Origin of the sequence: Desulfosarcina sp. (assembly GCF_041551955.1) — a bacterium.
Classification (GTDB): domain Bacteria; phylum Desulfobacterota; class Desulfobacteria; order Desulfobacterales; family Desulfosarcinaceae; genus Desulfosarcina.
Window position 1 is genome coordinate 1 of sequence record NZ_JBFELV010000035.1, and the last position, 22,413, is coordinate 22,413.

20 protein-coding genes and 1 pseudogene are annotated in these 22,413 nt (G+C 57.5%); 19 read left to right on the forward strand and 2 right to left on the reverse strand.

Annotation, left to right across the window (positions count from 1 at the left end; translation table 11 throughout):
• Positions 1–557: pseudogene (locus ABYV26_RS04690) on the forward strand (TRAP transporter permease); the annotation flags it as partial.
• Positions 558–656: 99 nt separating this feature from the next.
• Here the strand turns inward: ABYV26_RS04690 and ABYV26_RS04695 are convergent.
• Positions 657–3,797, reverse strand: coding sequence for an NAD-glutamate dehydrogenase domain-containing protein (locus ABYV26_RS04695; RefSeq protein WP_372678641.1), 3,141 nt, complete (start codon positions 3,795–3,797; stop codon positions 657–659).
• Positions 3,798–4,368: 571 nt separating this feature from the next.
• Here ABYV26_RS04695 and ABYV26_RS04700 point away from each other — a divergent pair.
• The 7 genes from ABYV26_RS04700 to ABYV26_RS04730 all read left to right on the forward strand — a co-directional run bounded on the left by ABYV26_RS04700 (position 4,369) and on the right by ABYV26_RS04730 (position 11,600).
• Complete coding sequence (locus ABYV26_RS04700) at positions 4,369–4,983, forward strand: lysophospholipid acyltransferase family protein (protein WP_372678643.1); 615 nt, start codon at positions 4,369–4,371, stop codon at positions 4,981–4,983.
• Positions 4,984–5,181: 198 nt separating this feature from the next.
• On the forward strand, positions 5,182–6,879 hold the full coding sequence (locus ABYV26_RS04705) for a DEAD/DEAH box helicase (protein WP_372678645.1): 1,698 nt from the start codon (positions 5,182–5,184) through the stop codon (positions 6,877–6,879).
• A gap of 451 nt (positions 6,880–7,330) precedes the next feature.
• Positions 7,331–8,101 carry an ADP-ribosylglycohydrolase family protein gene (locus tag ABYV26_RS04710; protein ID WP_372678647.1) on the forward strand — a complete coding sequence of 257 codons (771 nt, stop codon included), beginning with the start codon at positions 7,331–7,333 and terminating at the stop codon, positions 8,099–8,101.
• 166 nt (positions 8,102–8,267) lie between these two features.
• Positions 8,268–8,510 (forward strand): hypothetical protein, encoded by a 243-nt coding sequence (locus tag ABYV26_RS04715; protein ID WP_372678649.1) that lies wholly within the window; start codon positions 8,268–8,270, stop codon positions 8,508–8,510.
• A gap of 23 nt (positions 8,511–8,533) precedes the next feature.
• Positions 8,534–9,298 (forward strand): TatD family hydrolase, encoded by a 765-nt coding sequence (locus ABYV26_RS04720; RefSeq protein ID WP_372678651.1) that lies wholly within the window; start codon positions 8,534–8,536, stop codon positions 9,296–9,298.
• Positions 9,299–9,464: 166 nt separating this feature from the next.
• Entirely contained in the window at positions 9,465–10,196 is a 732-nt protein-coding gene (locus ABYV26_RS04725) for a metallophosphoesterase (protein WP_372678652.1), read from the forward strand.
• Positions 10,197–10,223: 27 nt separating this feature from the next.
• A complete protein-coding gene (locus ABYV26_RS04730) occupies positions 10,224–11,600 on the forward strand; it encodes a DUF1566 domain-containing protein (RefSeq protein ID WP_372678654.1) in 1,377 nt (458 codons plus the stop codon).
• A gap of 61 nt (positions 11,601–11,661) precedes the next feature.
• Here ABYV26_RS04730 and ABYV26_RS04735 read toward each other — a convergent pair whose 3' ends face one another.
• Positions 11,662–12,264 (reverse strand): TetR/AcrR family transcriptional regulator, encoded by a 603-nt coding sequence (locus tag ABYV26_RS04735; RefSeq protein ID WP_372678656.1) that lies wholly within the window; start codon positions 12,262–12,264, stop codon positions 11,662–11,664.
• A 102-nt stretch (positions 12,265–12,366) separates the two neighbouring features.
• On the opposite strand from ABYV26_RS04735, the gene ABYV26_RS04740 reads away from it, so the two are divergent.
• The 11 genes from ABYV26_RS04740 to ABYV26_RS04790 form a co-directional block, all read left to right on the forward strand.
• Complete coding sequence (locus tag ABYV26_RS04740; RefSeq protein WP_372678658.1) at positions 12,367–12,807, forward strand: cupin domain-containing protein; 441 nt, start codon at positions 12,367–12,369, stop codon at positions 12,805–12,807.
• Between the two features lie 90 nt (positions 12,808–12,897).
• Positions 12,898–13,377, forward strand: coding sequence for a MaoC family dehydratase (locus ABYV26_RS04745; RefSeq protein WP_372678660.1), 480 nt, complete (start codon positions 12,898–12,900; stop codon positions 13,375–13,377).
• Between the two features lie 17 nt (positions 13,378–13,394).
• A complete protein-coding gene (locus ABYV26_RS04750) occupies positions 13,395–14,282 on the forward strand; it encodes an amidohydrolase family protein (RefSeq protein ID WP_372678662.1) in 888 nt (295 codons plus the stop codon).
• A gap of 99 nt (positions 14,283–14,381) precedes the next feature.
• Complete coding sequence (locus tag ABYV26_RS04755) at positions 14,382–15,428, forward strand: radical SAM protein (protein ID WP_372678664.1); 1,047 nt, start codon at positions 14,382–14,384, stop codon at positions 15,426–15,428.
• 21 nt (positions 15,429–15,449) lie between these two features.
• Positions 15,450–16,028, forward strand: coding sequence for a DUF2889 domain-containing protein (locus ABYV26_RS04760; RefSeq protein ID WP_372678666.1), 579 nt, complete (start codon positions 15,450–15,452; stop codon positions 16,026–16,028).
• A gap of 30 nt (positions 16,029–16,058) precedes the next feature.
• Positions 16,059–16,373 carry a hypothetical protein gene (locus tag ABYV26_RS04765; protein ID WP_372678668.1) on the forward strand — a complete coding sequence of 105 codons (315 nt, stop codon included), beginning with the start codon at positions 16,059–16,061 and terminating at the stop codon, positions 16,371–16,373.
• Between the two features lie 28 nt (positions 16,374–16,401).
• On the forward strand, positions 16,402–18,159 hold the full coding sequence (locus tag ABYV26_RS04770) for an adenine deaminase C-terminal domain-containing protein (RefSeq protein ID WP_372678670.1): 1,758 nt from the start codon (positions 16,402–16,404) through the stop codon (positions 18,157–18,159).
• Positions 18,160–18,192: 33 nt separating this feature from the next.
• Positions 18,193–18,972 (forward strand): EcsC family protein, encoded by a 780-nt coding sequence (locus ABYV26_RS04775; RefSeq protein WP_372678671.1) that lies wholly within the window; start codon positions 18,193–18,195, stop codon positions 18,970–18,972.
• Between the two features lie 65 nt (positions 18,973–19,037).
• Positions 19,038–19,577: a hydrolase gene (locus ABYV26_RS04780; protein WP_372678673.1), complete on the forward strand. Its 540-nt coding sequence runs from the start codon at positions 19,038–19,040 to the stop codon at positions 19,575–19,577.
• Positions 19,578–19,790: 213 nt separating this feature from the next.
• The gene (locus ABYV26_RS04785; protein ID WP_372678675.1) at positions 19,791–20,465 is read left to right on the forward strand and encodes an LON peptidase substrate-binding domain-containing protein; all 675 of its coding nucleotides are present in this window, start codon (positions 19,791–19,793) and stop codon (positions 20,463–20,465) included.
• A gap of 337 nt (positions 20,466–20,802) precedes the next feature.
• Positions 20,803–22,413: HDOD domain-containing protein (locus ABYV26_RS04790; RefSeq protein ID WP_372678677.1), on the forward strand; the 1,611-nt coding region annotated here is incomplete at its 3' end.

Genomic DNA, 22,413 nt, shown 5'->3' on the forward strand with positions numbered 1-22,413 from the left:
GCAAGGTCTCCTGGGCCCTGATCGCCTCGCACATGATCGTCTACTGGTTCAGCCAGGACTCCAACATCACGCCGCCGGTCTGCGTGGCGGCCTATGCGGGGGCGGCCATCGCCGGCTCCGACCCGTGGAAAACCGGCTGGACGTCATTCAAGTTCGCCAAAATGCTCTACATAGGCCCGTTCCTCTTCGCCTTTTCGCCGGGCTTCCTGCTGGGGGGGCCGGGGCACATCATGCCCTGGTACCAGGTGATTTCCACCTGGATCACCATCATCTTGGGCACCATCGCCTTCGGCAGCCTGACCATGGGCTATTTCCTGTGCCCCCTGACGATTGCCGAGTTTGTCATTTCGGCGGTGGCCACGCTGATTCTCTTCTTTCCCCACGCAGTCACCTGGGCCATCGGCATGGACCTGCCCACCTATCTGGTGGATGCTGTCGGCATCGTTCTGTGGGTACTGGTCTATTACATTCAGAAAATCAGGATCCGAAAGGATCCCACACTGATCCTGCCGCTGGATGATCGCAAGCGTCTGAAAAAAGCCGCTGCCGCCGCCTGACCGATTCGGGCTGTCGGCCGATGAACAAAAAAAAGGGTCAAGTCTCCGCAATCGAGGATATTTGTCGGAGACCTGACCCTTTGGGTTGGCCAGCGGCCATCACGCCATCGTTGAAGCGATGGTTTGGATGCCTTCTGCAAAGTTGGCATCGATCTTCCCGGTGAACGTCTTCCAATCGGCGCCGAAGCGGTAAAAGGCCATGGATGAGAGCTTCTTGGTGAGGATGGCATTCCGGTAAGGTTGCAGTTCATCGGCGTCGAGTGTGTTCATGATTGCATCCCGGCCCAGCCGTTTGATTAGGATGGCCGGGATGTAGTTCTCCAATACTTTCCAGACCAGCGTGTTGTCTTCCAGGATGACGGCGATGTTCTGCTCGCAGGTCCGCTGCAAGGCAAAAATCTGCTCACTGGTTTTTTCCGACAGGTCGAACAAGGGAACCGACGGATCGGCTTCATGAATGCGGATGAGCATCTCCGTTTCGGTCCGGGCATACCTGTCCACCAGTATCATGATATCCCGAATCAGGGCCCAGCGGGTCTGCGTGTCTTGCAGCAGTTTGGTTTCGTAGTCGTCCCCGAGCAGGAAACCGGTGAGAACTTCGGCAATGGAGCTGGAGAAGACGCCGCCCTTGTTGGCCGTGGTGTCCTTGATGTGCTTGATGCCGGTGGTGGCGGCGATGGTCCGCCTGGCCGCGTCATCGAAGAAGACGTTGGCGCCGTCGACGATGAACTGCAGCTCCTTGAATATCGAAAGAAATGCCTTGACGTTGCCGCGGTTGATGGTGTCCTTGAAACCCCCACAGGGGATGAAAGCCCGGATGTCCGCCTGGCTGATAAATCGCCGGTTGTCGGGGTCGGATAAGAAATTGCGGTGGAACAGGGCCCCGTCTTCCACGACCGTGCCGTCGGGAAGGGTGACGTTTTTGGCGGCAAGGGGAACCATGAATCCCTGGGGGCTCAGCTTTTCGACGGGGAAGTGTCGGGTGTTGGCCCGGGGAGAGGTGTGCCGCATGAAGGCGATTTTCATCAGCGTCTGCCGGTCCAGTCCTTGGGGATCGAACAGGATGGAACCCCCGTCGATGATCAGGCAGATCTTTCCTTTGTAGCACTGGATTTCGTTGGCGCCCAAGTCGCCGTCCGGGCCGCCGGTCATCATGAGGTTGAGATCTTCTTCCCTGGCCCCGTAGTGGGTGATCAAGGTCCTGAAGGCGCCCATGACCCCGGTGGTGGTCATGCCGCTGATCTCCACCTTGCCGCCGATTCGCTCGTAGATGGCGTCCATGTCCGTGGTGACGATAACGGAGGTGCCGTTGACGTGCAGGTCGGTGCCCTTTTCTTTGCTGTCGATCAGACCGAACAGGTCGCCGTTTTCCAGCATGCCGTAAGTGTCGTGGGGGATGCCGATGCTTTTTCCCGTGGTGAGGGTCCTCCAGTAGCGGTACCCGCGTGCCTGCGAACGCATGGCCACCGCATCCATCAACGGTGCGGTTCCCTCGTCCGGGCCGAAGAACACCATCTCGGGCTTGCCGTAATAGTCGATGATGCTGTCGTCGCCGAGCACCAGGTCGATGATGCCCTCGGTATAGTCGTAAAGAGCGTCCATGCCGTGGCTGGAATAGATGGCGTGGGGCACCACGACCCCCTTGGAGCCGCTTTCGCAGATGTCCTTGTGCTTCAGCCGCTGAGCCTTGGGACCCAGGGCGTAATTGAGCAGCACGGCGTTGTCGATCTCGGTGGGATAGTTGGCCGGTGAGACACGGATCAGACGCAGCCCGCCCCTGGCGATGTCCCCAGCCCGCAGATGGGTGCCGCAGGCGTAGTGACCGTTGACGAAGAAGATGCCGAAAACGAATTGGTCGAAAACCAGAGGATCCAGGATGGCATTGTCGAAGCGGAAAGCGAAGGATCGTTTCTCGGGTTTGTAGAAATTGGTCTTCAGGGTGCACGACACCATCTTGAACATGAAGCGGAAGATGTCGCAGTGGAGCCAGTTGTCCATGAATCGTGAGGAGATGATCTTGTTGAACGCCGTGAACTTCTCATCAAGCGCTGCATCTCCGATCCGGTTTTTAACCGCCGGGTGGAAGCGTCTTTCGAAAAGACCGTAGAGGAATTTCACCAGGTCCGGGTTTTCGGTCACCGCCTCCAGGATGGCCTTGTAGACATAGGTGGACTTGTTGGAGCCGTGGATTCTTCCGGCGAATGCGTCCCTGTGATCCTTGCTGGTCAGGCTCTGCAGAATCTCGCGATCCGTGGCGTTGTCCCGCTCCTTGAAGATGAACATGTGGGTGAAATCGGCGGCGTTGCCGGCGAAGAGCATCTCGTTGAAGGTCAGCTGCCCGTTCACGTAAAGGTCCGTGACGCGGTTGACGCCGAAGGATAGATAGGCGCACAGGTCGCTCACCACTTCCGCCTCCTTTTTGCGGGGCAGTTCACCCCGGATATAGAGGGAACAGATCGACGAGGGCACCTGGGATTTTCCCCAGTATGGCTCCCAGTAGGCCCGTTTGAGCACCAGGCCGTGATCTTCGAAGAGCTTGCGCAGCACGGGCAGTTGGGGCGAGGCGAAATCGCTGTTGAACATCAGGCGCATCTCCCCGGTTTCAGGCAGGTTGAACACCTCGATCAGGGGGGTGACGGCTTTTTCGGCCGCCTTGATAAATTTTTCGTAGCGCTGCCGGGTGGGCTCGGGGGTGGTCATGTAGTCCCCGGCCAGGGTGAACAGGAACCGCGACTCAGCGAAGGCCTCCCGGGGATAGTCATGCACGGTTTCGGGCCGGATGATGTAGGTGTAGTAGTTGCTCTCCGGGCTGTAATAGTACTCGCGCCGGTGGCCGGCGATCATATTTTCCAGGATTTTTTCCATGCTGTCCCGGGTCTCCAGGGTGGCGATGCGGACCCGCTGAACATTGTTTTCCTGCTCCAGGTCGAAATTGATGTGGGCCACCCGTCCCACCAGGACCACTTTGCCGTCCTTGACGGTAATGCTGGTGGCGATGGAGCCCAGGATATGCTTGAGGGAATCTTTCTTGATGTTTTCGAAGAAATAGGTGGGAAGACCCAAGTCTTCCAGCAGGATTCCCGCCGCCATGTTGATGCAATTGGCGGTTAGCAGCCCCTCTGAGGAGATGTCCACCACCGCCTCGTAAAGGACGCTGGGGTTGAGCTTCACGCTCTGGGCCTTGTTGATGATATAGGCGCCTTTGGAAACGGATTCCATGCGGTTGATTTGGCTATCCATGACATCTCCTTGATTGATATTAAGTTAAACGTGGCGGCTGCACTATCAAAAATTGCCGGGAAAAAAAACGAAAATCATAAAGACAGATGACGATTTAAGGCAAAAAAACCGGTCCGCTGCCCCCATGAAACCCAGGTCGACGGTGCCGGACGCAACGGTTCCTGGCTGCCGCCGGTGCGGAAAAAGGATACCTGTCAATTTCAGATTTCCGCATGGCTGCATGTTCATCGATTGTATGTTGGGGGATCACGCTTGATTGAAATCATTTTCCCGAAATCCGGCGCCATTGTCAAATGCCGGTCTTTCGGCAATGCCGTGACCGGTGGGATGCTAGGGCGCATCATCCAGTTTGGGCACCGGGGATGGTGTAAAACAATTGTAAAAACGGCCTAATCCATTGTTATGCCGATGCCAATGGCATACAAACGGTTACTCATACGCAATAGAACAAGACTCAAAGCCAACACATACCGCCTGCGCGGTCTACCTGGGTCCAATGGCCCAACCACCACCGCATGCACCCGATGGCATGGTTTTGAAAGGCGTTCGAACCTTTACAAAGGCGATAACCATGACCATCCATGAAACGGTCGCGATCCGGACGCTGGTGCGCTGGCTGGCCCTGCTGGTATTCACGTCTGCGGGATGGAAATCCGAGGGGCGCAAACCGGATTTTCCCCAATATGTCATCATTGCCGCTCCCCATACCTCCAACTGGGATTTTATTTTTACCCTCTGCCTGGCCTTCATTTACCGGTTGAATGCCGTGATCATGATGAAAGACGCCTGGTTCCGCTGGCCGTTGGGGCCCTTGTTCCGCTGGCTGGGCGCGCTGCCCATCGATCGGTCCCGCACCAACAATGTGGTCTCCCAGTCCATTGCACGATTCCAGCAGCGCGACCGCCTGGTTCTCGTGGTGCCGCCATCGGGAACCCGCAAGCGCGTATTGTACTGGAAATCGGGTTTCTATCACATCGCCAACGGTGCCGGCGTACCCATCGTACTCGGTTTTCTGGACTACCGGCGCAAGGTCGGCGGATTCGGCCCCAGCCTCCAGCCGACCGGCGACATCGATGCCGACATGGCAGTGATCCGCGCCTTTTACCGGGATATCTCGGGCAAATATCCCCTGAAGGAGAGCCAGCAGTGCATCGCCCCCAGTGTGTCGCCGCCGACCGCCGGATGAGGCGGATGACGCGGCGGGCCACAAAAGGATTGCCAAATCCCGTCGATACAGATATAAGCCGACCCAACGATAACCCAACCGCTCGTCGGCCGCCGATTGGATTCGGCCGCCAGTCGGTTTCCATTTTAACGCGATATAGCCGTCCGGATCGAGCTGGGCGGCTTTTTTTGTGGTGAGCAAAAGGAGTATACAAGACAGATGGATTTCAAGACATTAGGCATCAAGGATGAACTGCTTCGCGCCCTTGAGGCGTTGGGCTTCCAAGCACCGATGCCGATTCAGGCTGCCGCCCTGCCCGAACTGCTAAATGGGAGCCGCGACTTTATTGGCCTTGCCCAGACCGGCACCGGCAAGACCGCTGCCTTCGGCCTGCCGCTGCTCCAGCGGGTCGATACCGACCTGAAGAGGCCCCAGGGCGTGATCCTGTGTCCCACAAGGGAGTTGTGTCTGCAGATTACGGACGACCTGAAACGATATGGCCGCTACCTTCCGGGGATCCGCGTGGTGGCGGTTTATGGCGGTGCCAGCATCGCCCACCAGATCCGCCAGCTGCGCGATGGCTCCCAGATCGTCGTGGCCACGCCCGGCCGCCTGATCGATCTGATGCAGCGCCGGGCAATCGATTTGTCTACCATCGTCACCTGCGTGCTGGACGAGGCCGATGAAATGCTCAACATGGGCTTTAAGGAGGATATCGACCGGATTTTGGAACGGATACCGGCCGGCCGCCGAACCTGGCTGTTTTCAGCCACCATGCCATCGGGCGTCGCGGCCATTGCACGGACCTATCTCGACGACCCGCGCAAGGTTTCCCTGGGCGGGCACCAGCGCATTGCCCCCAATATCACCCACGCCTGTTACGTGATGAACGAGCGGCACCGCTACCAGGGGCTCAAACGCATCATCGACTTCACCCCCGGAATCTTCGGGCTGGTGTTCTGCCGCACCCGCCGGGAAACCCAGAGCGTGGCGGACGCCCTGGTGCAGGAGGGGTATCCGGCCGATGCCCTCCACGGCGACCTGAGCCAGGCTCAGCGCGACCATGTCATGGGCAAATTCCGGCGGCAGTCGATCCAGCTCCTGGTGGCCACCGATGTCGCCGCCCGCGGCCTGGACGTGGATGCGATCTCCCATATCATCCACTACAACCTGCCCGATGATCCCGATGTCTATACCCACCGCAGTGGCCGAACCGCGAGGGCCGGGCGTTCGGGGGCCTCCATCGCCCTGTCTACCCCTAAGGAGGTCGGCCGACTCCGTGCGATGGAACGGGCCAACGCCATGCGTTTCGAATTCCGAAAATTTCCCAACGGCCCGGCGATCTGTAAACGTCAGCTCGACGGTTTCGTGGACCGGATCGTCGAGATGCCTGTGGACCCTAAGGCCTTTGCCAGCTACCTGCCCGCGGTCAGCCAGGCCCTGGCGGGTCTCGACCGCGAGGAATTGATCCTGCGATTCATGGCCGCCGATTTCAACCGATTTTTTAAAGACTACCGCGAAGCGGGTGACATCGATGCGGCGGTGCGCCCCGCGGCCGGGAGCCCTGCCGGCAATCGCCGCCAGGGCCGAGCGGACGCACCCGGTGCACAGCGCTTTTTCATCAACATCGGCCGCCTGGATAAAATCAATGAAGGCGCCATCGTGCGCCTGGTGTGCGACCATGCGGGCATCCGCTCCCAGCAGATCGGCCGGATCGAACTCAAACGTGAATTCTCGTTTTTCGAAGTGGCCGGCGCTGCCGCCGACAATGTCCGGCGCAGCCTGAAGGACGTCCCCTTCGATGGCCGGCGGGTCCAGGTCAGGGACGCTGGGAACAAGCGATCTCAGGGCAAACCGGACCGGAGCCGCAAAAACCGTCCGGGAATCCGCCGCCCGGAAAGGCGGGTCAGCGCTTGATGGCGCCGGGCAGGACAACATTCATGCAAAGATCACTTGATGTTGCCATTCCTTTTGCCTACTATACAGGCAGTGCATTCCAAGCCGCTTCGACATTTCACGCAGCTTTTTAACTCAATGTTGATGACGTCGTAAAAAGTCTCGAATCAGACGTTTTCGTAAAAGGTCCAAGATCAAGGCTTGCGAATTCTGAGGAATGAGGTTTACCTACGGTATTCCGCAATGACGAAGAATGAAGCGTAACGCAGATATTGGACCTTTTACGAAACCGTCAACGTTGATGCCACAACGCCAGCCCTGCCTCCATTGAGTAATTTCTGTGTTTGCTGCAGATACAGCCTGGATCCGCATTCGCAGCTATCGCTAATTTGCAAAACCGACCGGGTCAGCTACCAATCCGCTGCAGCCGAACGGATGTAATAATTTCGACCAACCTGTCGAGGATCCTGCGATGATCGGAGCAATTGCCGGCGACATGATCGGATCTCCCTATGAAAGCTGCCCGATCAAAACGGTTGCTTTTCCGATGGTGGTGTCCGCGTTCACCGACGATACGGTATTGACCCTCGCGGTCGCCAACGCGATCATCCGCTGCATGGACTACCGTAAGGCGATCAAGTGCTTTGCCCGAAATTTCCCCAATCTGCCTTATGGCGGATCCTTCTGGCACTGGATCTGGGATCCCGACAGCATCCCGTACTACAGCTACGGCAACGGTTCGGCCATGCGGGTTTCCCCCATCGGCTTCGCTTTCGAGTCCATTGAAGCCGTGTTGGCCCATGCCAGACGATCCGCCGAGGTCAGTCACAACCATCCAGAAGGCATCAAGGGGGCTCAGGCAACCGCGTTGGCCGTTTTCCTGGCCAGAAAAGATGCGGACAAAGCGACCATACGCAGGCAGATCGAAACCCGGTTCGCCTACGACCTGGGGGGCGGCGTCGATGACATTCGGGCGGGTTATCGTTTCGATGTCTCCTGCCAGGGTTCCGTCCCCGAGTCTATCATCGCCTTTCTCGATTCCAAGGACTACGCAACCGCTGTGAAAAATGCCATCTCTTTGGGCGGCGATGCGGATACCATGGCCTGCATCGCCGGTGCGATTGCCCAGGCCTATTATAAAACGATGCCCGCCGATATCGTCCGTCAGGCCAGGCAAAACTTGCCCGAAGCCCTGCTGGCGGTGCTGGATCATTTCAGCCAAAGATATGATTGCCCATATTGACAGAGGCGGGTCATCCCGCCGACTTGACATCCAAGCTGAAGTGTCAAGAATATGGCTTGGGACTCAGGTTGAATAATCGCCTGCTATTAAAATAACTATTCGTAATATTTAAGAAATTATTTATCTGCTGCAGCTCGGTAGGTAGTTTATATAACAGGATGAATACATGACCCACGATCACTTTAAACTGATGTCCGACCGCAACCCTCCCAAGAAGAAAAATTCAAATAAACTGACCTATTGGCGTTCGGCGCACAATTGTTTTTCAATCGACTACAAGGGCATTATCACTGAAATCTGTCGGGGCGACCTGGGGTATGGTGACATGGACCGGTTGGATGGTGCCATCCATGCCGCCATCGGGTGCAAGCAGAAAGACAAAAAAAAATGCCGGCTGATAGAAATGTAAAAGATCGGTTCACAGCCTAGCCTATGCCATACACCCAACTCGTGGATGTGCACGCCCACATCTGTGATCCTGACTTTGACCCGGACCGGGCCGAGGTGCTGGCCCGTGCACAACGGGCCGGCGTGGCGGCGATAGTCGCTGTCGGTGAAAACCTCGCCGATGCTCGCAAAAATGTGGCCCTGGCCAGGACCTACCCCATGCTCAAGGCGGCGGCCGGGCTCTATCCGACGATTCTCGACCTGGATCAGGCCGATGCGATGGTGGCTTTCATCCGTATGAATCGTTCCGGTCTGGTTGCCATCGGTGAGGTTGGACTCGATTACTGGGTCGTCAAGGAAGACTCCCAAAAAGAGCTGCAGAGAGAAATTTTAAAACGGTTCGTTGAGTTGTCCAAAGCGCTTGATTTGCCTTTGAACATCCATTCACGGTCCGCCGGTCGCCATGCGATCGCCCTGCTGCTGGAAGACAGCGCCGCCCGGGTCCAGATGCATGCCTTTGACGGCAAGGCCGGTGCCGCGCTGCCGGCGGTTGAAGCGGGATATTTTTTTTCGATCCCCCCCTCGGTGATCCGCTCCCGCCAGAAACAAAAACTGGTCAAACGTCTCCCCCTGGCCAACCTGCTGGTCGAAACGGACAGCCCGGTGCTAGGGCCGGTTCCGACGGCGCGCAACGAACCGGCCAACCTGTCGGTCTCCATCCGGGCGATTGCGCAGATCAAAGCGGTCCCGGAAGCGGCGGTGGTGGAGGCGGTCGTGGAAAATACCCAGCGCCTGTATGGCTTGTGGTAGGCCTCAGGAACCGCCGGATATGAAAGACATCGGATGGATGCGGCCGGTTGGCAGGGTTCGGGCTTCCTGACGATCTTGACCGGAACCTGTCGTGTGAGGGGATGCGAGTCGTTCCTGGGTGATTTCTCAGTTTCATTGGCTGCGGTTTTCTGGTAACTTCCAGATTATGCAAATCGCCGTATTATCTGATATTCATGCCAATCTCGAGGCTTTTCGCCGGGTGCTCGAGGATATCGACAGCCGGCGCCCCGGCGTCGACGAGATCATTTCACTGGGCGACACGCTGGGATACGGCCCGGAACCGGAAGCCTGCGTGGCCCTGCTGCGCGAGCGCGGCATCGCTTCGGTTCAAGGCAACCATGAGCTGGCTGTGGTAAAAGCCAAATACCGCCAGTGGTTCAATCCCCAATCGCGCAAGGCCCTCCGTCGGACCTGTGAGCTGGTCTCCGACGAGACGGTGGCTTACATCCGTGCGCTGCCGCCGGTTCTGATCCGGCACGGCTGTCTGTTTGTACACGGATTGCCGCCGGATTCCGCATTCAGATACCTGTATGAAATCAAGGATGATGATCTGGCCGATCTCTTTTCACAATATGCCGAGGCGGTGGCTTTCGTCGGGCACACCCATGAACTGGAACGGATCAGTTGGGACGGCCGTCGTGCAGTGCGGCACACCTTGGAACAGGGACGGTACCTCCTGGACCGGTCCAGGCGCCATATCGTCAACATCGGTGCGGTGGGTCAACCCCGCGACGGGGACAACCGGGCCAAATATGTGTTATGGGATACGCAGACATGGGCGTTGTCCGTCCGTTTTGTGGCCTATGACATCGAGGCGGCCATGGCCGGGTTCAAACCTGCAGGCATGCCCGACCAGTATGCCCGGCGGCTGCTCTGACAGGTCGGAAAGGATTTTGGCAGGCAGATGAAACTTGGTCGATACGATGTGTGCGGCTTGCTGGGTCGGGGCGGCATGGGGGCGGTCTATAAGGTCCGTCAGCCGGTTACCGGGCGCATCGCCGCACTGAAAATGCTGAAGCCGGCCGACACGCTGTTGAACCTGGTGGGATCGGAGGAACTTAGACGTCAATTCCAAGCCGAGGCCGTCGCCATGGCGTCTCTGGATCATCCGAATATCGCGGCGGTCTGGGATTTTGACGAGGCCGGGGGCATCCCGTTTTTCGTGATGGAGTATTACTGCCTGAACCTGGGAATGCTGATGGGGGAAAGCTATCGGGTGGAGGCGCCCACCCGGCGGCTGCCCCTGGATAAAGCCGTGGATTACACGCTGCAGACCCTGGATGCACTGGCCCGGATGCATCATGCGGGTATCGTTCACCGTGACGTGAAGCCGTTTAACCTGATGCTGACCGATTCCAGCCGGATTAAGGTGATCGATTTCGGGCTTTCCCGGTTGCGGGGCGAAACCGGACCGGCCGCCCCCGGCGGGGTCAAAGTCGGTTCGCCCTACTACGCGCCGCCCGAACAGGAGGCGGATCCGGACAGCGTCGACGGTCGGGCGGACTGCTATCCAGTAGGGGTGATGCTCTATCGGATGTTGACTGGCGTGCTGCCCACCCACGAGTCGAACCTGGACAACGGGGCCATCCCGCCGGCCAGTCGTTTCAACCCGGACCTGGATTCGGCCTGGGACGCATTTTTCAACCGGGCCCTGGCGCGCGCTGCCGAAGAACGGTTTTCCGGGGCAGTCACGATGCGGCAGGCCCTGGAGAACCTCTACCAGGGCTGGCGCGACCAACTGGCTGCGGTCTGCCTGGGCGTCGACGATTTTAAAACCAGCCCCTTAACCGTCGACCCGGGTGGACGGCGGTCGGAGCCCGTCAAGGTCGGGACCCGCCACGCGCGTGCCCGGTTTGCCCTGGATCCCTTGTGGCGGCCGGAGCACCTGACGGATCGAGGCGTGAAAACCTATGCCGCGCGGGCTGACGGTACCGTCGTCGATGCGGCCACCGGCCTGCAGTGGCAGCAGGCGGGAAGCGACTATCCGCTGACCTGGACCGAAGCACGCACTTACGTGGCCGAGATCAACGCCCGCGCATTTGCCGGCGTGTCGGATTGGCGCCTGCCCACCGTGGATGAACTGGTTTCGCTGCTGGAACGTCCCCCGATGATGCGTGATTTCTGCCTGCCCCCGGTATTTGACCCTTCGCGCCCCAACCTGTGGAGCTGCGACCGCAAATCCTTTGCGGCCGCCTGGTTCGTGAGCGCCGCCCTGGCCTTTGTCGGTTGGCAGGATTTTTCCTGCCGATTCCACGTCCGTGCGGTGCGCAGCTTGGGTTGAAGCACCTGGAAGGTCCCGCCATGCCGCAGCGATACGCGGATGAGGTGCAGGCCTTCGACGATCAGGGTTTTAACACGGCATTGACCAACGTCTTCACGGCCCACCGGGTAATCTCTTTTCCCTCGTCCGGTTCAATCTGACAGACATCGGTGAGCGTGATGAACGCTTCGAGGCTTACCAATGCGCACAGTGCATGCAACAGTTTCCTGTAGGTTGCCTGATCGATCGATTTTCGGCAGGGGGCCAGCGCCAGGGAGAGCATGGGGATCCTTCGGGCGCCTCGCAACGGCGCATCCGATTTCCCGCCGGTCTGCAGCCACTGCTCCATGGACGCGCGTAAAAACAGCCTGAATTGCTGCTCGTTTTCAGCGACCAGTCGATGTAAAAAATCATGCACCCGCGCGGCCCTCTCCGCCGCACTCAACTCCTCGGCATCATGCAGAATCTGTTCTGGTGCCGCAACCTTGCGGTCCAGGGAGAGCTCCAGCAGCAATGCGTCCAGGTTCGGGAAATAGCGATAGGCGGTCGCCTTGGAGACCAGCGCCTTTTCGGCGATGTCCGCGATGCTTGGCTTTACCCCCTGCCCGACCAACCGGTCCGCCGCCTCGAGCAGGGCTTTTCTAGTGCGCAGCTTCTGATTCGTCCGGCCTTTTTTAAGATTCATTCTTGACATGGTAGTTTAATTATTTAACTTTAGTCTCATCATGTCAAGAAAGAACCATAAACAGATTGCAATCCACACCACCCTGAACATGCGGGGGTAATCATGAATACAACCAAACAGCTATGGGTGCTCGGACACCGGGTGACGATTGTCGAAACCATCGGGGATTATTCACTGCTGGAGGTTTCCGCCACCGCGAATGTGCCGGGCCCGCCGCCTCATTATCACAACGATGCATGCGAGTTGTTTCACATCATCAGCGGAACGTTGGACATATACCTTGACGGCCGCTGGCAGACATTGCAAAAAGGGGAAAGCCTCATCGTTCCCAAAAATTGCGTGCACACCTTTAAGAACAATACACAGAAGGAATCCAGGTTTATCACGACCTGGTCTCCACGGGGCTTCGAAGGCTTTTTTCTTGATTTTGGCGTTCCATTGGAGGATGAGAACGCATTTGAGCAATCCATATCCGAGGCAACCATCGAGCGCGTGCAAAACGGCTGCGCCCAATATGGCATGATTTTGACGCCAGTTGACTGAGAAGGTGCAATCCGCCCGTTTGTGCTTACTTTTAGCCATGGGTCCGATGGGCCATCCGGGCATCGGTGTCGTGCACAAGGAGTCACCCACATGCGAACAGGCCATTTCAGCACCCCTTCGCAGGAGCGATACCTGGAGGACTATGTAACGGGGGCCGTCCATGAATTCGGACCGATTGGCATCAGCGAAGCGCAGATCGTCGAATTTGGCAGGCAGTTTGATCCGCAGCTGTTTCACACAGACCCGGAAGGCGCCAGGCAGACGGTCTATGGCGGGCTCATCGCCAGCGGTTGGCACACCTGCAGCCTGTTCATGCGGCTGTTCGTGGAACAGTACCTGCCGGTGCAAGCCAGTCTGGGAAGCCCGGGCGTCGACGAACTCCGCTGGCTCAAACCCGTGCGTCCCGGCGATGCGCTCACCCTGCGGGTCACCGTACACAAGGTAAAACCGTCGCGCAGCAAACCCGACCGGGGGGTGCTGTTCTCCTTTTGCGAAATGCTGAACCAAGCGGACGACGTCGTGGCGACAATGATGGCCATGAATTTGATTCGCTATCGCGACAGGGGGTAAGGGGAAGACCTTCGACCATGTTGACACCCCATCTTCCTTCGCTCGATGACATCGACGGCCAGGCGGTTCCCGACTGTTTTCCCCGGGTCATCGACGCACATGTGCATGTCTTTCCTGACGCTGTTTTCAAAGCGGTCCGACGATGGTTCGATGAATTTGCCTGGCCCATTCGCTATCGACTGTCCACTTCGCGGGTATTCGACTTTCTGCTGTCCCATGGCGTGAGCCACATCATCGCCCTTCAATACGCGCACGCTCCGGGAATTGCCGGAGGCTTGAATGCTTACCTGGCCGAAAAATGCCGGCAGTACCCCGGCCGGGTTACCGGACTGGCGACCATCTTTCCCGGTGAGGAAAATGCAGAAACGATGCTGCAGCAAGGCTTCGACGCCGGACTCGGCGGCCTGAAGCTGCATGCCCACGTCCAGTGCATTGACATCAATGCCGACGATACCCGACGCATTTTCGAAGTTTGTCAGTCCAACGACAAACCGGTGGTGGTTCATTTTGGAAAAGAACCCAAGAGTCCCGTGTACCGATGTGATCCCTACACGATCTGCAGTGCCGACAAACTGGCCCGGGTTCTGGCTGATTTCCCCAAGCTCGCCCTCTGCGTGCCCCATCTCGGTTTCAGCGAGACGCGTGAATACAAGGCGCTGATCGAGAAGCACGACAACCTGTGGCTCGACACGACCATGGTGCTGACGGACTATTTTCACATTCACGAACGCATCGACCTGAAGGAATACAGGCTCGATCGGATCATGTACGGATCTGATTTCCCCAATATCCCCTATGCCTGGGACAGGGAGCTGAAGTGGCTGCGGGATTCGGGTCTGGACGATGACGAATTGGATAGGATTCTGAACAAGAACGCGGCCGAATTTTTTCACCTCGACGTCTGATCGGTGAACAGTAAATCTTAAACCAGCAACCGATATACGAATAATCCCGCCCCTTGCCTTCCGGCACTGGGCGATGGAAACAGGGCAAAAGAGGCGACAATGACGCAATCCGCTATTGATATTGATAGATATGCTTTTGAAACCGGTGTATACCGGCCGCCCAGCGAGGGGGGCAGCAACTCCCTGCTGGTCCGTTTGACGCGCAACTGCCCCTGGAACCGCTGCACCTTCTGCGGCATGTATAAGTCCGAGAAATTCCAGGTGCGGCCGGTCGCCGAAGTCAAAAAGGACATCGATGCCATGGCAGCCGTACGTGACGACCTCGCGGCACTGTCACGTCAGTCCGGACCAAACGGTGAGGTGACCCAGCATGCCGCCATGGCCCTGATCGGAAAATACCCCGAACTGAACCACCACCAAGGCTTTGCCATGCTCTACCAGTGGTTGCTGTCCGGTGGTAAAACCGTGTTTTTGCAGGATGCCAACAGCCTGATCATGAAAACGGACCAACTGGTTGAGGTGTTGGAGTATCTGCGTAGCAGATTCCCTTCCATCGTTCGGGTCACCACCTATGCGCGGTCCAAAACCCTGGTGCAAAAATCCCTGGATGACCTCAAGGCCATTCGCCGGGCCGGCCTGGACCGGCTGCATGTGGGATTGGAAAGCGGGGATGATGCGGTGCTCGAAAAAATCCACAAAGGCGCCACGGCCGAGATCCATATCAACGGCGGCCGCAAGGCCCTGGATGCGGGTTTCCAGCTCTCGGAATACTGGATGCCCGGTCTGGGCGGCAAAGCCCGCTGGCAGGATCATGCCAGCAACACGGCCCGCGTGCTCAGCGAGATCGATCCGCACTACATCCGATCCCGCCCGTTTCGCCCCTGGCCCGGTACTCCCATGGCCCGCGAGATGGCCGGGCAGACGTTCGAGATGTTGACCCCCGGGGAACAGCTGCGAGAATTGCGCCTGACCATGCAGGCGTTGTCAGTCAACGGCCGGGTCTGTTTCGATCATGCCGGCAACTCCTGGAGGAACAGCCGGGGTCAGCTCTTGTTCACCCACAGCTATGAAGGCTATAAATTTCCGGAAGAGAAGCAGACGGTGCTTGACCTGATCGACGATGGCCTGGCGGTCGGCAACCGGTAAAAATGACACGAAAGAGGCACCATGGGTTCCCTGAAAGACCTGGTAAACGGCACTCCCTTCCACAGCCGATCCATAGAGATGAAAACCTATGCCCTGGACGATGACACCATCCTGGTCGAGGGGTGGCTCCGGGAAGACCGGTTTGAGCCCGTATTTTCACTGACCGGCGAAAAAATTGAGCCGGGTCCGGTGCATCATATGGCCATCCGGCTCAAACTGGGAGGCACCCCGCCCACCATCCTGGATGCCGAGGCAGAAATGGTGCATGTGCCCCTTGAATTCTGCCGCAGCACCCTGGAGACGATTCAACATGTCATCGGCCTTGAAATAAGCGCCGGATTCAAAAAGAAGGCTCATGCGATGATGGGCGGCGAGCAAGGTTGCGTCCATCTGACCCATCTTCTCACGGTGATGAGCCAGGCCGCATTCCAGGGCCATGTCGCCCACAAGCGCAAAAGCCCGCAGCCCTTGCCCGCATCCCTGGGAGCGGTCGAAGGACTCGATGCGCTGTTGGGGAGTTGCCGCGCCTGGAGGCGAGGCGGCCCCAAGGTAACCCATTTGCAATCTGTCCTGGAGGGCAAGGGTTCGATGACCGAATAGCTGGCGTGTCCAAGCCACAAGGAGATTTGCATGATTACCGTAATTGTTGAATTTGGGCTCCCGAAGCCGATCTCAAGCCAGCAGGCCCGCGAGATCTTTTTGAGTACGGCCCCCAAATACCAGGGATTGCCCGGGTTGATCCGCAAGTACTATTTTCTTTTTCCGGACGGCACCACAGCCGGCGGCGTCTACCTGTGGCAGTCGCGCGAAGACGCAGATCGTCTGTACACCGATGAATGGCGGGCGTTCGTGCGCGGGAAATACGGCTCCGAACCGGTTTTGAAATACCTTGAGACGCCGGTAGTCGTGGACAACGTGTCCAACGAGATCATTTCCACCCCATAAGGCATCTGCCAAGGACTGATGACCCATCATGAATGAAAATGAAAACGAAAACAAAAAACTGCTCGATGTGGCCTTGGGGCGGATGCCTGGCGACCTGGCCATCGTCAATGCCAGGCTCCTGAACGTCTATACGGGGGAGATACTGGACAATCAGTCGGTATGCACCTGCGGGGAGCGGATCGCCTGCGCGGGGCCGGATGTCGGGTATGTCATCGGCGACGGCACGACGGTCATCGACGCCGGCGGCGCCACCCTCATCCCCGGGTTCATCGACGGCCATGCGCATGTGGCCGCGTCGTTCACCGCCGGCGAGTTTGTAAAATATGCGGCCAGGGGCGGCACCACCACCATCGTCACCGAGACCATGGAGCCCTATGCGGTTGCCGGCATCAACGGTGTCCTCGATTTTCTGGCATCCTTGAAAGACCAGCCGATCAAGTTTTTCGCCACGGCGCCTGCCATGGTGTCCACCAGCCGGGCCGCCATGGGCATCGATCCGACGGACCTGGAAACACTGCTTGGGCAAGAGGAGATCGTCGGCCTGGGTGAATCCTACTGGCAGGCCGTGCTGCAGAATCCGGATGTGTTTCTTCCGATCTTTGCCGCGACCACGGCCCATGGAAAACTCCTGGAGGGGCATTCCGCCGGAGCCAGGGGAAACAAGCTTCAGGCCTATGCGGCCTGCGGGGTCTCCTCCTGTCATGAGCCCATCAAGGCCGAGGAGGTGCTGGACCGCCTCCGGCTGGGCATCTATGTCATGATCCGTGAGGGAAGTATCCGGCGGGATCTCGCCGAGATTGCAGGGATCAAGGACATGGTCGCCGACACCCGGCGGCTGATCCTGACCACGGACGGCGTCTCACCCGCGGACCTGATGGCCATGGGGTACATGGAATATCTCGTCCAGAAAGCCATCGACTGCGGATTCGACCCGGTTACCGCCGTGCAGATGGCCACCCTGAACGTGGCCGAGCATTTTGGCCTGGACGACCGCATCGGCGGAATCGCCCCCGGAAAAACCGCCGACCTGGTTCTGATCCCCGACCCGCAGACCATCCGGGCGATGGTCGTGGTCAGCCGCGGCCGCATCATCGCCCGGGATGGAAAGCTTGAAGAGGCGCCGCGAAAACACGCCTTTGCCGCTGAAAGCCTGAACACGATTCGGATCCCCAAAACAGTCGAGCCGTCCGATTTTGGCCTGGCTTATACCGGAGACGGCGACACGGCCGCCTGTCGCGTGATCGAGATGGTGACGGACCTGGTCACCCGGGAGGTGCGGCTGGATCTTCCGGTCACCGATGGCGAGATCAAGACGGACAGGGCCAACGACTTGGTGAAAATCGCGGCCATCGACCGGGCGACGGTTCCGGGCAAATGCTTTACCGGACTGATTAAGGGGTTCGGCATGCGATCCGGTGCCATGGCCTGCAGTGCGGCATGGGATACCTCCTGCGTCATCGTCGTGGGGGCCGACGAGACGGACATGGCCCTATGCGTCAACCGCATCCGTGACATGCAGGGCGGGGTGGTTGTTTGCGACGCCGGACGCGTCGCCGCCGAGCTCGCCATGCCCGTTTTCGGACTGATCTCCGAACTGCCGCTGGAGGAACTCGTTGTCCGGCTGAAAACCATCCAGCAGGCGGCGGCGGACCTGGGTGTGTCATTTCCCGACCCGCTGCTGACCCTGATCGCCCTGACGGGTGCGGCCATTCCCTTTCTGCGGATCTGCGAGGAGGGGCTGGTCAACTTCAAGGACGGGCGGACAGTTGATCTGATGATAGACTAGAGGACCCCTTTCACCTGATTTCTGGGAACACGCATGACTCTGCAGCAAAACGATCTGAAGGATTTGATCAAAGCCAAGCGGCTGCTGGAACATCCGGGGCTTGCCGCCAGGATCACCCATTTTCTGGGCACACCGATTGAAAAAGGGTTTGCCCTGCTGCCCGAAAACTGGAGCGCCAAAATCGGCCAAAACACCCGAACGGCCCTGACCAAGGCGATCCATGCCGCTGTTCTCACCATGAAAGATGCGCCCGGTGAAGCGGCTTCGACGGCCTGGCACAAACTGGCCGTGGCCGCGACCGGTGGCATCGGGGGCTTTTTCGGGCTGCCCGCCTTGGCCATCGAACTGCCCGTATCGACAACCATCATGCTGCGATCCATCGCCGATATCGCCCGAAGCGAAGCGGAGACGATCAATACCGTTGAGGCTAAACTAGCCTGCATCGAAGTGTTTGCCCTGGGTGGCGCGGACATCAGTGACGATGCGTCTGAATCGGGCTATTTTGCCGTTCGCGCCGCCCTGGCGCAATCCGTCACCAAAGCTACTGAATATATTGCCGAAAAAGGTTTGGTGGAAGAGAGCGCCCCGGCCCTCATCCGCCTGATCATTCAAATCGCGGAGCGCTTCAGTATCCAGGTGTCGGAGAAAGCCGCCGCGCAGGCCGTCCCTGCGATCGGCGCCGCAGGCGGGGCCATCGTCAATACTCTGTTTATCGATCATTTTCAGGATATGGCGCGGGGTCATTTTATCATCCGGCGTCTTGAGAGAAAGTATGGTAGGGAAATTGTCGAAGCGACCTACCGGGCAGTCTGAACCGCGATACCCGACGCGTTGCCCGTCGTTCGCCGCAGGATCGAGGCGAAGAAGGAGAATCAATCATGCTGAAAAGGGAAAACGCCCTACTGTTGATCGTAGACGTTCAAGGCAAACTCGCCCACTTGATGCACGAGAAAGAACGGTTGTTCGATAACCTGCAAAAGCTGATCAAAGGCATTCAGGTGTTAGGCATGCCTGTTCTCTGGGTGGAGCAGAATCCCATCGGTCTGGGACCGACCATACCTGAGGTCGCCGACCTATTACCCGATTCCAGGCCCATTGACAAAATGAGCTTCAGCAGCTGCCGGAACGACCGCTTTTTACAGGCGCTGAAAGCATTGGACCGCAGCCAGGTCTTGATTGCAGGTATTGAAACCCACATCTGCGTCTATCAAACAGCCGTCGATTTAGTGAAGATGGGGCTCGAGGTGCAGGTCATGACTGACGCCGTCTCTTCAAGAACACCGGAGAACAAGGCCATCGGCCTGCAGCGGATGAGAGATGCGGGTGCGGGTTGGACGAGCGTCGAAACCGCTCTGTTTGAACTGCTTGGGGTGGCCGAGGGTGAGACGTTCAAGGCGCTTTTGAAAATCGTGAAGTAACTGTAAACGCGGATGAAGTCGATTTACGGTTTGTCGATCACGACATCCAGAAGACGGCGGACCGGATGGCTGCGCTGGGTGCTTTCGATGGCCAATGCGCGGCGGCTTTTTACCGACGCGATCGTTTTCTATCCCGGCCCTATTCATGGTATGTGTGGGGCAGCCTGACGTGTCTCCAGCGACACCCGATAACCCTTCATCCCGGAGGTGTCCATGACAGAAACCATTACCATTCCCCTGTTTCCCCTCGGCCTGGTTTTACTGCCGGGCATGCGCCTGCCGCTTCACATTTTCGAGGAACGCTACAAGCAGATGATCGCCGAATGCTTGGCGGACCACCGGCCCTTCGGGATCGTGCTCTTCGACGGCCAGGCCATCCACTCGGTCGGCTGCATGGCCTGGGTCGACAAGGTCATCAAGCGCTATGACGACGGCCGCATGGATATCATGACCCGGGGCGGTAAGCGTTTTGTCATTCAAGAATTGATCGAAGACCGGGCCTACATGGAAGCGCGGGTATTTTTTTTCGATGATGCGGAAACGGTTTCTCCCGACGACAACCTGGAGGAGGTTGTTCGAACCGCCATGAATCTGCTCAATGAGGCGGGCGAGGTCGATATCGGTATCGACCCCTCAACCGTCGGTGGTCGAATCGATCCGAAACAGCTTTCTTTTACCATAGCGGCATTGGAAGGGTTTGCGCCCGCCGAACGCCAAGGGTTGCTGGAGATGACCGTTCCTGCAGAGAGGCTGAAAAAATCTGTTCAGGCGCTCTCCAGAATCGTGGCCCGCAACCGTTTGACCCGCGAAATCCAGAAGATGATCGGCGGAAACGGCCATCCCCCGAGAAGCATCCTTAGGCAGCTAGAAAATCAGCTGAAGAAATAAAACGATTCGGGGGCCACGTTTTTCTATCGGAATTCAGAATTGATAACTAAAACAAGTGGTACCAGTCGAAGGCCGGTGTCGATTAATAAATCTTGACTATTTGCTTGACCGACCACTAAGCTAAAGTAAAAATTGAGTATGCCGATATGCCCACAGCAGGAGGAAATCATTTTCAATGACCGATAGCCTGGCTCGTTTTTAGGCCAAATCACTCGGAATTACGCCGGGTCAGGTGATTTGTCGGTTCACGGTGCCACCCCTGAAAAGGCTGCATTTCTGACGGCACAACGGTGATGACCTGGTCTGACACGCTTACTGACCTGGAAGGCAGCTGCAAATGAAAGCGCAGAAACCTTTTTTTGACAAGATAGCTACCCTGAAAAACCTTCCCACCCTTCCGCACATACTGCTCAAATTATTTGAGTCCTGCAGCCAGGACAGTGTCGATCTCGTTGAAATCGCGGCCATTGTCAGCAAGGATCCCTCCTTGAGTGCCAAGATCCTGAAGCTGGTCAATTCCGCCTATTTTGGGCTGCCTCAAAAAGTCCAGGAAATCAACCAGGCCGTGGTTCTGGTAGGCACCAGCGGGATCAAGAACTTGGCCATCTGCGCCTGCGTTTATGAATCTTTTCCCAAACCGAAAAAAAACGGGAATTTCAACCTGAAAATGTTCTGGTGGCACTCCCTACGATGTGCTTTTTTATCCAAAAGCATCGCTTCTGAGAAGAATTCCGGTCAAGCGGATGAGGCTTTCGTCGCCGGCCTTTTGCACGACATCGGCAAGGTCGTGTTGTGGGTAAATTTTAATTCGGCCTATGAAGCGCTGCTTGAAAATTGCCCTGCTGATGGGCAGCCGTTGATCGAGGGGGAAGCCAACCTGGGGGCTACCCATTGCGAGGTTGGGGCATGGCTTCTCGATCGCTGGAACTTCAAGCCCATGATTTCCGATGCCGTGCGCTACCACCATGAAAGTCCGGCCCGTATCGCCCAGGCGCTTCCAATGACGCAGATTGTCTGTATTGCCAATTTTTTGTGCCAGGACACAGAACTCGGAATGAACCAAGGACGGGTATTGGCCCAGAAGATATTAGGCCTGAGTTCAGACGAGTGCCACACCTATATCGAGAAGTCTGGCCAGGAGGCCAAGGAGGTGGCCGACGCATTGGGCATCGATATTCACCTGGATGAACCCACCCAGCAAGCGATCGATGAAAAGGATCAGCAGGTGCAGGATGCCCTGGTCCGAAATGTCAGGGACGTATCGCTGCTTATGGGTTCGCTCGAGGGTTTTTTAACGACGAAGGATCAGAATGACATCCTGTCCGTCATCTCAGACGGACTTGAAATTCTGCTGGATATAAATCGTATCCTCTACTTCCAACTGGACGCAGAAAAAGGCGTTCTGTATGGGTATCCCAAAGACGCGGAGGGTCGGTATACAAAGAACCACGGCCTTGCCGTCTCCATGGAGTTGGATCAAAGCCTCCTGGTAAGGGCACTTCTCGAAAAGAAACCGTTGGCTTCTTTTGAAACTGCGGGACAACTACCGCCGACGATCCTCGATGAACAGATCGTTCGCCTGCTCGACGGGCAAGGGATCTATTGTCTTCCACTGATCGCGCATGGTGATGCAGTGGGGGTTTTGGTTCTTTCCCTCCAGAAAACTGACTTGCCGCATCTTTTAGCGCAGCGGAAGCTGTTGGATCTTTTTATCCATAAAGGGGCCCTGGCCCTCCGGCTCGACCATCTGAAACAAATTCAATTGCAGGCCATTCAGACCAAACGGGTGGAGGCCTCCAGCGATCTGGCCAGACGCGTGGTACATGAAGTCAACAACCCATTGGGCATTATTAAAAACTACCTGAAGGTTCTTGAAATAAAGCTTTCCGACAAAGATATCGCCTTGGAGGAAATCGGTATTATCAACGAAGAGATTAACCGGGCTTCC

Bases quoted from the DNA above. Each gene is read 5' to 3' on its own strand.
- ABYV26_RS04695 (WP_372678641.1), bottom strand. From the start codon at position 3,797: ATGGATAGCCAAATCAACCGCATGGAATCCGTTTCCAAAGGCGCCTAT.
- ABYV26_RS04700 (WP_372678643.1), top strand. From the start codon at position 4,369: ATGACCATCCATGAAACGGTCGCGATCCGGACGCTGGTGCGCTGGCTG.
- ABYV26_RS04705 (WP_372678645.1), top strand. From the start codon at position 5,182: ATGGATTTCAAGACATTAGGCATCAAGGATGAACTGCTTCGCGCCCTT.
- ABYV26_RS04710 (WP_372678647.1), top strand. From the start codon at position 7,331: ATGATCGGAGCAATTGCCGGCGACATGATCGGATCTCCCTATGAAAGC.
- ABYV26_RS04715 (WP_372678649.1), top strand. From the start codon at position 8,268: ATGACCCACGATCACTTTAAACTGATGTCCGACCGCAACCCTCCCAAG.
- ABYV26_RS04720 (WP_372678651.1), top strand. From the start codon at position 8,534: ATGCCATACACCCAACTCGTGGATGTGCACGCCCACATCTGTGATCCT.
- ABYV26_RS04725 (WP_372678652.1), top strand. From the start codon at position 9,465: ATGCAAATCGCCGTATTATCTGATATTCATGCCAATCTCGAGGCTTTT.
- ABYV26_RS04730 (WP_372678654.1), top strand. From the start codon at position 10,224: ATGAAACTTGGTCGATACGATGTGTGCGGCTTGCTGGGTCGGGGCGGC.
- ABYV26_RS04735 (WP_372678656.1), bottom strand. From the start codon at position 12,264: ATGAATCTTAAAAAAGGCCGGACGAATCAGAAGCTGCGCACTAGAAAA.
- ABYV26_RS04740 (WP_372678658.1), top strand. From the start codon at position 12,367: ATGAATACAACCAAACAGCTATGGGTGCTCGGACACCGGGTGACGATT.
- ABYV26_RS04745 (WP_372678660.1), top strand. From the start codon at position 12,898: ATGCGAACAGGCCATTTCAGCACCCCTTCGCAGGAGCGATACCTGGAG.
- ABYV26_RS04750 (WP_372678662.1), top strand. From the start codon at position 13,395: ATGTTGACACCCCATCTTCCTTCGCTCGATGACATCGACGGCCAGGCG.
- ABYV26_RS04755 (WP_372678664.1), top strand. From the start codon at position 14,382: ATGACGCAATCCGCTATTGATATTGATAGATATGCTTTTGAAACCGGT.
- ABYV26_RS04760 (WP_372678666.1), top strand. From the start codon at position 15,450: ATGGGTTCCCTGAAAGACCTGGTAAACGGCACTCCCTTCCACAGCCGA.
- ABYV26_RS04765 (WP_372678668.1), top strand. From the start codon at position 16,059: ATGATTACCGTAATTGTTGAATTTGGGCTCCCGAAGCCGATCTCAAGC.
- ABYV26_RS04770 (WP_372678670.1), top strand. From the start codon at position 16,402: ATGAATGAAAATGAAAACGAAAACAAAAAACTGCTCGATGTGGCCTTG.
- ABYV26_RS04775 (WP_372678671.1), top strand. From the start codon at position 18,193: ATGACTCTGCAGCAAAACGATCTGAAGGATTTGATCAAAGCCAAGCGG.
- ABYV26_RS04780 (WP_372678673.1), top strand. From the start codon at position 19,038: ATGCTGAAAAGGGAAAACGCCCTACTGTTGATCGTAGACGTTCAAGGC.
- ABYV26_RS04785 (WP_372678675.1), top strand. From the start codon at position 19,791: ATGACAGAAACCATTACCATTCCCCTGTTTCCCCTCGGCCTGGTTTTA.